The organism is Desulfosarcina sp., from assembly GCF_041551955.1.
GTDB lineage: Bacteria > Desulfobacterota > Desulfobacteria > Desulfobacterales > Desulfosarcinaceae > Desulfosarcina.
The window spans coordinates 1-7,356 of the sequence record NZ_JBFELV010000249.1; the positions used below are offsets into that span (position 1 = coordinate 1).

8 protein-coding genes are annotated in these 7,356 nt (G+C 54.6%); 5 read left to right on the forward strand and 3 right to left on the reverse strand.

Annotated features, from left to right (window positions below; translation table 11 throughout):
* Positions 1-83: 83 nt before the first annotated feature.
* Positions 84-980: a hypothetical protein gene (locus ABYV26_RS16745; RefSeq protein WP_372682500.1), complete on the forward strand. Its 897-nt coding sequence runs from the start codon at positions 84-86 to the stop codon at positions 978-980.
* A 545-nt stretch (positions 981-1,525) separates the two neighbouring features.
* Here the strand turns inward: ABYV26_RS16745 and ABYV26_RS16750 are convergent.
* The gene (locus tag ABYV26_RS16750) at positions 1,526-1,699 is read right to left on the reverse strand and encodes a hypothetical protein (RefSeq protein ID WP_372682501.1); all 174 of its coding nucleotides are present in this window, start codon (positions 1,697-1,699) and stop codon (positions 1,526-1,528) included.
* 323 nt (positions 1,700-2,022) lie between these two features.
* Here ABYV26_RS16750 and ABYV26_RS16755 point away from each other — a divergent pair, with 323 nt between their 5' ends.
* The 3 genes from ABYV26_RS16755 to ABYV26_RS16765 are packed head-to-tail and all read left to right on the forward strand — an operon-like array spanning position 2,023 to position 4,282.
* On the forward strand, positions 2,023-2,544 hold the full coding sequence (locus ABYV26_RS16755) for a hypothetical protein (protein ID WP_372682502.1): 522 nt from the start codon (positions 2,023-2,025) through the stop codon (positions 2,542-2,544).
* Positions 2,545-2,556: 12 nt separating this feature from the next.
* Positions 2,557-3,480 (forward strand): DMT family transporter, encoded by a 924-nt coding sequence (locus ABYV26_RS16760; protein ID WP_372682503.1) that lies wholly within the window; start codon positions 2,557-2,559, stop codon positions 3,478-3,480.
* A 16-nt stretch (positions 3,481-3,496) separates the two neighbouring features.
* Complete coding sequence (locus tag ABYV26_RS16765; RefSeq protein ID WP_372682504.1) at positions 3,497-4,282, forward strand: sugar phosphate isomerase/epimerase family protein; 786 nt, start codon at positions 3,497-3,499, stop codon at positions 4,280-4,282.
* Here the strand turns inward: ABYV26_RS16765 and ABYV26_RS16770 are convergent.
* Both ABYV26_RS16770 and ABYV26_RS16775 read right to left on the reverse strand, forming a co-directional pair.
* The gene (locus ABYV26_RS16770) at positions 4,254-5,135 is read right to left on the reverse strand and encodes a TetR/AcrR family transcriptional regulator (RefSeq protein WP_372682505.1); all 882 of its coding nucleotides are present in this window, start codon (positions 5,133-5,135) and stop codon (positions 4,254-4,256) included. The two genes, ABYV26_RS16765 and ABYV26_RS16770, sit on opposite strands and share 29 nt — an antisense overlap.
* On the reverse strand, positions 5,035-5,919 hold the full coding sequence (locus ABYV26_RS16775; protein WP_372682506.1) for an exopolyphosphatase: 885 nt from the start codon (positions 5,917-5,919) through the stop codon (positions 5,035-5,037). The genes ABYV26_RS16770 and ABYV26_RS16775 overlap by 101 nt, the downstream gene beginning before the upstream one ends.
* A gap of 384 nt (positions 5,920-6,303) precedes the next feature.
* On the opposite strand from ABYV26_RS16775, the gene ABYV26_RS16780 reads away from it, so the two are divergent.
* Entirely contained in the window at positions 6,304-7,221 is a 918-nt protein-coding gene (locus ABYV26_RS16780) for a hypothetical protein (RefSeq protein ID WP_372682507.1), read from the forward strand.
* Positions 7,222-7,356: the final 135 nt, after the last annotated feature.

Below are 7,356 nucleotides of genomic sequence, written 5' to 3' on the forward strand. Positions count from 1 at the left end.
CAGTGTCCATACATAAATGATCCATTCGCCTGTTGATGGATGGACGCGATGCTAATTATCGAGATTAATCGGAAGGCATGTCGATGTCCGGTTTTATCGCTGTTCGTTTGACCCAGTTCGTAAAACAATACCTGCGCAACCATAAAGAAGCAGACGCCAATGAGGTCCGTGCCGCCGTCGAAGACGCTCTCGCCGCGCGGAGTCAGGGTGTCCGTTGTGCGTGCGGCAAGCCCCTTTGGGTCGCGGGGTCTGCCGTCGCCGGGTACGGCTGCTTTACCTGCATCACCGGATCGCCCGAACCGGATGGCGACCCTGAGATCGATGCGGCTTGCGATGGTTTGTTTTTTGATGCAGATGACCCCGAAATCCACATCGCTCAGGTGAGCGAGATCATGAAAAACCACCCGCAGGACTATCGGGAGCGACTGGAGGAGGCCGGGTTTGCCTGGCAGAATGAGGAAACCGATCTGCTGTATGAACAAGAGGCTGAGGAAGAGGGTGCAGCTGTGCCTGAAACCGACATTCAACGGCGCTTGGTTCACTTTCTGAACACCGGCGGGATCGTTACTCAACAGGTCCTCGGCGCCTACCAGGAAGAGCGCTATTCCGCAACGCCCAATCTTCCGCTGATCCGCAAATACTTTAAACAGGCCAATCCCAATTTGAAAGCGATCCTGTTGAAAGGCTTGGCCGCCAATCCCACCGACCCGGACCTTCTTGACGACCTGGCTTATTTCAGCGAATTCGACGGCATGCTGGGTGAGCTGATCAACTATTACACCGATGCCTGTCTCCAAGAGACGGATATTGAGCGGTTTTCCCTGCTGGCCCAGGATTTTCACATGAACACCTGTGAGCAGGGATATGATGCGCTGCACGAGCTGGTTGCCCTTTTTCAATCGGGCACAAAGGGCGCGGTGGTCAAGCAGCTTTTCGAAACCATCGATGATGTTGAAGGGGTGGAGGACATTCCCATTTAGAAACGGCATCTTGCGGCCCAGATCGGCGTTCTCGCATGTTGGTTCACCGCTGGCCTATCCATCCTATCCGGTCCATGAATCCTTATTTTTCAGTTTCGCTACTGCTGGATGAAAAAGCGAAGTTGGTCGTTGGTCTGCTGAAGCAGCCTACGGTCGCGGGTGGACATATACCATGTGGCCGCTCCGTTTAACGTGATGACGATGAAATTGGATAATTCCCGGTATTCCAGATCCGGTCACCCTTGACGGACATGGCTTGCTCCTTTTAACCATACCAGCCGGTCTTTTGTTGTTTGGCTGATTAGAAAAAGACAACCATCGAATGTCCGAGAGAAATAGCGGATACGTATTGATGGGCTTTACAGGCGTGTGGCAGCCTGATGGTGGTACAGCGGCGGGTGGGCAATGGGTGGCAGGCAACCCTGCTCGCAGCGGTGTTAATTTAAACTGCGGGTTCGTTCCTGACACCGATGAATGGCAATGATGCTTTAACCGGCTGTTAAATCGTGCGCTTGAATTGAAGGCAGATTGTTTTTATTACGCTGCTATGCAGTTTGCCCCTTGTAGTCGATGGTTTTACTAAAAACCAGGCTTCGATAAGCGAGGGTCGCCAAGTGAATCATACCGCTGATCAATCCCAGGGTAACAAAAGAGAGGATGAATAGTGCCACAAAGGCGAGGAGTCCGGCGCTCAGTCCGGCAAGAATGAAATCAGTCATGGTGTATTTCCTTTATGATGGCGCTTTGGGTAGATGATTGTGGGCATGAATATCCCCAAAAGCAAAATCACTGCCAAGCGCCTATTTTTTTTAAAATTTGATAATCATCAAAATTTAGAATGGTTAGGCGTCATTGGTTCAGAAAGCAATTAGGCCGCAGGGTGAAAAAATGAGGATTTATGAATCGAAAATGGGAAAAAAAGGTATGAGTTGATATTTTCCTCCGAGACCCGCTGGCAGAATCATCGATTGACGCACTGGGTTGGGTGGTGGTATTCCGCTGCCCATAATCACCGGCATCCTTTGAAGGGGAGGGCACTTCAATGGAGGAGGCATACAACGATTTCCGGGCGGCGGTGGGCAGCCTTGCCAGCCAATGGTTAGCGAACGGGTTGCCTTCGCGGCAGGGCCTTGACGAGACGGCAGACAACCTGGAAAGCCTGCGCCAGCGTCTGAAGGTTAACGGTATCTGGGATCAGCCACCGTCTATGGTAACCGCGACCTTGGATGATGGTTTGGGTCAGGGACTGGCGATTATCGAAAAATATGCCGCTGTCGTCGGTATTCGCCTGATCTCGCTGGGCCTGATGCAAACGCCCGAGGTGGTTATTGATGCCTGTCACCGCCATCAGCCGGATTTTCTGGGATTGACCATTCTACAGTTCGATACCGAAGGCGACCTGAGATGCATCGCTAATCACCTGCACCGGAAAACCCGGATCGTGGCCGGGGGGCCTGTATTTTTCGGAGACCTCGATTTTGCCAAGCGGACCGGAACCCATTATGCGGCCAAAAACGTGGCCGATTTTCTGCGCTACATGCTGGATAGGCCCCATAACCTATAAATGTGAGTTGAAATGGCTTCACACAATGCGGAGATGACCCTGATACCCGGGGTATTCATCATCTTTCTCACCGTGATTTTCGGTGGTAATGCGGTGGCCATTAAATTGGCGCTGACCGGCATGGGGCCGCTGACCACGGCAGGCCTTCGTTTTGCATTGGCGGCAGTTGCCATCGCCTGCTGGGCCCACTTCACCGGCCGATGCTTTCGAATCCAGCCGGGCCAGGCGTTTCAGTTGCTGGTCGTCTCCATCGCCTTTACGATTCAGCTTTGCCTTTTTTATCTGGGGCTCGAGCGAACATATGCCTCCAGGGGGGCGCTGATTTCCAACCTGCTGCCTTTTTTCGTATTGTTCCTTTCGCACCGGTTCATTCCCGGTGAGCGCATCACTTGGAAAAAAATGGCGGGAATTGGTATGGGGTTCATCGGTGTGGCCTTCATGCTGACCGGCGCCCAGGGTTTTTCCGGATCGCTTCGCAGCGGCGATCTGATCGTTTTGGCGGCAGTGGTGGTCTGGTCATGCAACGTGGTTTACACCAAGCGCATTATCAATGATTATTCGCCGTTTCACCTGGTGCTTTATCCCATGATATTCTCTGTCCCGGTTTTCCTGTCAACCGGCTTTCTGTGGGATGGCCGAATGATTTTCGACATGAACCTGACGGTCGTCGGCGCTTACGTGTATCAGAGCCTGATCAGTGCCGCCTTCGGTTTTGTTGCCTGGAGCACCATGCTCAAACGATACGGGGCATCCACCTTGCATTCCTTTGTGTTCATCATGCCCATTGCCGGCGTGGTTTTCAGCGGGCTGGTGTTGAGCGAACCCATCACGCCCAATCTTATCGTCGCCATGGCTTTTATTGCCGCCGGCATTTTGACGATCCATATAAGCCCGAAAAGGCCTGCTTTTGCTTTCCTTCTGGGCCGGGGGTTATGATATGCATTTTGGTGCCATGAATTTTCCGGTAACACCGGTATTGGACGAGATCGAAACTTTTGCCCGGCTGGGGTTCGATTACCTGGAATTAGCCATGGATCCGCCCATGGCCCACCACAGCATTCTTTCCTCCTCCCGAACGGCCATCACCCGGGCCCTGGAGGTCAACGGCCTGGGCCTGGTCTGCCATCTGCCCACCTTTCTCTCCACGGCCGATCTGACAGAAAGCCTCCGGCGGGCTTCGCTGACGGAGATGCGCCGGTCCCTGGAGGTGGCTGCCGAGCTGGGGGCGAGAAAGGTCGTTCTGCACCCGAGCACGGCCGGCGGTATGGGCGCCTTTGTCATGGACACGGTCAAAAGATATGCTTTCGATTTTTTGTCTGAAATGGAGGACGCCGCCCGCCGCCTGGAGGTGACCATCTGTCTGGAAAACATGTTCGTCAGAAACCGGCTGGGTGTGGAGCCGGATGATTTTGATGAGATATTCAAGACCTTCCCTTCCCTGAAGCTGACTCTGGATACCGGTCACGCCAACATCCACGATCGTCGGGGACGCCGCCTGAAAGAACTGGTGAACCGGTTTGGCCAGCGCCTCGGTCACCTGCATGTCAGCGATAATCAGGGTACGCGGGATGACCACCTGGCCGTGGGGCAGGGGACCGTCAAGTTTGCGGATCTGGTCATGCGCCTCAAAGGCGCCGGTTATGATGACACGGTCACCCTGGAAGTCTTCGATGATAATCGCCAGATGCTGGTAGAAAGCCGGGAACGGATCAAATCCATGTTTTTTCATTCGGTTTGAGGATGCCCGATAAACGCAGTTCACACACCATTTTGCCCAGTGCTTCCATCTGCCGTTCCGAGGCGGCCAGGCGGCTCAGGTAGCCGCCGGAAATGAGCTGGGCCAGGCCATGAATGCCTGACCACGTGGTCACCGCCAGCTCCATGGTGTCGCGGTCGAGGAACACGCCCGCCCTTTTTCCGTTGTTGATGATGGTTTCCACCAACTGAAAAGCGGCCCAGGAGGCCTGTTTCAGGGCGCGTGGGGCGGTCCGCATGTTGATAACGCCGCCGAAAAGAAGATGGGCCATGCGGGGGTTCCTGACCCCAAAAAGTATGTACTGCACTGATGCGGCGACGAATTGTTTGCGCGGATCATCGTCATGCCGACGCGCCGCCTTGCCGGCTACATCGGTGAGCTGTTCGAACCCCACCTGAGCAATTGCCGCCAACAGATCGGCTTTGTCCTGGAAATGTCGGTAAGGCGCCGTGTGGCTGACGCCGGCAACCCGGGCGACCTCGCGCAGGCTCAATCCGGCCGGTCCTTTCTCCTCGATCATCTTCGATCCCGCCTGGATCAGAGATCGGCGCAAGTCACCGTGATGGTATGGTCGTTGGCCGTGAATGGGCAATTTTCTCTCCAAAATGGTTGCGGTTGACTCAGGCCTTCCTGCGTCAACATGCAAAATCACTTTACCGAAGATGATATCTGTCGGTTTGCCGATTTTTTCGGACGCGCCTGCCAGCGGCGGGAAGCGGGATCGTATGCGTGGCTCAGACGGGGATATTTTCTTGAAGGATGTGTACGATTCGCGCCAAATAGTCCGGTGTTTTATCCCGGGCGAAGCGGCAGGCCCCGGCACCGGGATGACCACCCCCTTCGAAGGCGGAGAGCATCTTGCCCACATTCACTTCACAGCCCCGGTTCAAGATACTGTGGCCTACCTTGATGCTGGCCAGACGGTCTTCATCGAAGACAATTTTGACATTCACCGTGCAGTCGGGAAACAGGGAATAGACCAGAAATCGGTTTCCGTTGGGTGCCGGATCAAGATCCCGAAAATCGGTAATAGAAACGTGGTCCACCAGGGTGGTATGCTCCCTGAGGGCCTTTTCGTAGGCGATGTTGGCCTCCACCACCCGCCGGCTTTGACGCTTCACCACCGGATCGTCCATCACCCGGACCATTGAACGGGTCCGCAGCAGGTTCACCAGATAATTCCAGTAGCGTTCTTCGGACGGATCGTGGTTGGTGATCGTCATCGACAGCAGGACGTAGGGGTAGTTTTCCGGATGGAGGATTTCGTCCAATGTCAAATCAGCCGAGTCGATGCGGTCAGTCTGGCGAACCAGTTCGGTGTAGTCTCGATCCAGCCGTTCCCGGTAGTACTCATAGACAATTCCAGCGGCGGAGGGTGCGATTTTAAACACCCCGTCCACGGGGGTCTTGGGTTGATTGGAAAAGTGATGATCGAACCACAGGCTGCAGTCTTCGTGGAAAGGCAGGTTCGCGATGACATCGCCGGTTTGAATATCCACCCGTCCGTGCTGCATATCGCTGGGCTGGACCCATCGTGCCGGTGGGTCGATGCCAAGCGCATCCATCAGCAAGACGGCACATACGACGCCGTCGAAATCAGGTCTGGTAACCACTCTCATTGGGTTTGATCCTCTTCCTGTTGAGGGCGCCATTGCCGTCACTCCTGGTAAAAAACAGGCGGTCCATCGCGTTAGCTAATACCCCAATTGATGATAAGGGCCCTTCGATCCAAGGCCCGTGCGCTGGACCGAGACCATACCTGTATCAACAATCCTGTACAACCGCAATAGCCGGTGATTGGTGCGGCGAGGCTGTGATGCCGATCCGCTGCGGGCCGCAAATTGGGCTTGAAGTTTAAGTCGAACCATGGCAGACAGATACCCCGTGGGCGAGCTTCAGGGTGAATCGATCCGTCTCCGCACGCGGCATTCAACGGACTGGCGTGGTGGCACCATCGATCCAAAGGATATTAAACGGTCGACAACAGGAGGAACGATCCAGGAATGGATGATATCCAGCTGGCGAATCTGGTAAAAATGGAATCCCCGCAAGCGGTTTTGGACGAGGCGATAACTGTGGTTGCCTGCTTTTCTCCGGATACGGATCCGTTAACCATCCGGTCTGCATTTGACAAAACCGTTTCGCTTTACCAGGGCGAATGGGATCACACCAAAGCATGCAACACCGATTACCACGACCTGAAGCATGTCACCGATTGTTTTCTGGCCATGGTCCGGCTCTTTCATGGTGCGGGGCAGACCGGGATCTCTTTTTCGCCCCGGCAGGTTCACCAGGGCCTGGTGGCTGCCCTGCTGCACGATGCGGGATATTTGCAAAACAAGGATGACAATCAAGGCACCGGTGCCAAATATACCCGCTGTCACGTGCGGCGGAGTATGGATTTTTTGCAACGGCATTTCGCGGCTTTCGGCCTGCAGGAGAGTGAAATTCACGCCAGTATGGCCATGATTCACTGCACCGATCTCAACTGTGATCTGGCGTCTGTTCCGTTTCCGGACAAACCCACTGAGCAGATTGGCAAGATGTTGGCCACGGCGGATATCCTGGCTCAAATGGCCGATCGCACCTATTTGGAAAAGCTGCTTTTTTTATTCTACGAACTGGACGAGGCCCGTATCCAGGACTATCGGGATGATTTGGATCTGATGCATCAGTCCAAAGATTTTTACATCCGCATGGCCAATCGTTTTGAAAACCAATTGTCATCCTCGAACCGGTTGATGGTTCATCACTTCAAGGCGCGATGGAAAATCGATGCAGACCTCTATCAACGGGCCATTGACAACCAGCGTGTTTATCTATCGACGATCCTCACGGCACCCGGCGATGACCCCCGGGACCAGCTGCGTCGCAGCAGCATCGTCGAAGCGGTGAAGAATAAGCATAGGCCTGGGGCATAAGATGCCCTGCCGGGGTGGATAGGTGCTATACGACACCTTTGGGCATGGGCGCGACCGGCTCACCGCCCAGCGGGTAGCCGCCATCCAGTCGCATCACGCTGCCGGTCATGAACGGAGCGTCTTCCAATAGAAACC

Bases quoted from the DNA above. Each gene is read 5' to 3' on its own strand.
- ABYV26_RS16745 (WP_372682500.1), top strand. From the start codon at position 84: ATGTCCGGTTTTATCGCTGTTCGTTTGACCCAGTTCGTAAAACAATAC.
- ABYV26_RS16750 (WP_372682501.1), bottom strand. From the start codon at position 1,699: ATGACTGATTTCATTCTTGCCGGACTGAGCGCCGGACTCCTCGCCTTT.
- ABYV26_RS16755 (WP_372682502.1), top strand. From the start codon at position 2,023: ATGGAGGAGGCATACAACGATTTCCGGGCGGCGGTGGGCAGCCTTGCC.
- ABYV26_RS16760 (WP_372682503.1), top strand. From the start codon at position 2,557: ATGGCTTCACACAATGCGGAGATGACCCTGATACCCGGGGTATTCATC.
- ABYV26_RS16765 (WP_372682504.1), top strand. From the start codon at position 3,497: ATGAATTTTCCGGTAACACCGGTATTGGACGAGATCGAAACTTTTGCC.
- ABYV26_RS16775 (WP_372682506.1), bottom strand. From the start codon at position 5,919: ATGAGAGTGGTTACCAGACCTGATTTCGACGGCGTCGTATGTGCCGTC.
- ABYV26_RS16780 (WP_372682507.1), top strand. From the start codon at position 6,304: ATGGATGATATCCAGCTGGCGAATCTGGTAAAAATGGAATCCCCGCAA.